Below are 758 nucleotides of genomic sequence, written 5' to 3'. Positions count from 1 at the left end.
GGCATCGTGAAAAATCTATGGCAAAGAAAGCCTTATGTTCTCATAACTGACGATTAAATCGCACCTTCCTTAATACGGGCTGAAAAAATCCTCACCTACATCGCTTATGTCGGCGCAGCGACCTTTATGGAGCTATTACGGGAATTTCAGTACCCCAAAAGTAGCCTACTGAATTTATTAGGCGTCATGGTCGATTGCGGATTTTTAATTAAAAGTGAACGTAATCAATACGCTCTTGGCATTAAAAATTATGAGTTAGGTTGCCAGGCGCTGCACCGGAAAAATATTTTTGAGGTGACCAAGCGCCCCATGCAGGAGTTATCGCAAAAAAGTGGTCTGGTGTGCCACTTAGGGGCGATTGAAGATTGTTATGCCATTTATCTCGATAAAGTCGAAAGCCCTGGTTCAGTGCCGACCAAAAAAAGCTGGATTGGCAAGAAGTTAGAATTGCATATCACGGCACTGGGTAAAGCTCTGCTGGCGTGGAAACCCCGGGAAGAGATGGATTATTTTTTAGCGGCGTTAACGCTCACTCAGCACACCAGAAATACTTTTACCGACAAGAAGTTATTTCACGAAGAGTTGCAAAAAACGCGTCTGCGAGGTTGGGCCATAGATAACGAAGAATCATCCTATGGCGCCGTATGTCTGAGTATGCCGGTCTTCAATATGTACAGCCGGGTTAATTAAGTCCGGTAAACCCCCGGCTTTGCCGGGGGACTCCGAAAGGTTTGACCTTTAAGTCAGTCGCGCGAATC

General features: G+C 45.5%; 1 pseudogene. It reads left to right on the top strand.

The annotated features are described in order from the left end of the window. Nucleotides 1-57 precede the first annotated feature (57 nt). A pseudogene (locus ACSZO4_RS25725) lies at nt 58-687 on the top strand (IclR family transcriptional regulator); the annotation flags it as partial. Nucleotides 688-758: the final 71 nt, after the last annotated feature.

Source organism: Phytobacter sp. V91, from assembly GCF_965644225.1.
Lineage (GTDB): Bacteria > Pseudomonadota > Gammaproteobacteria > Enterobacterales > Enterobacteriaceae > CBFFRJ01.
Note: the sequence above shows the minus strand (reverse complement) of the source record. Positions and strands in the feature narration are given on the sequence as shown.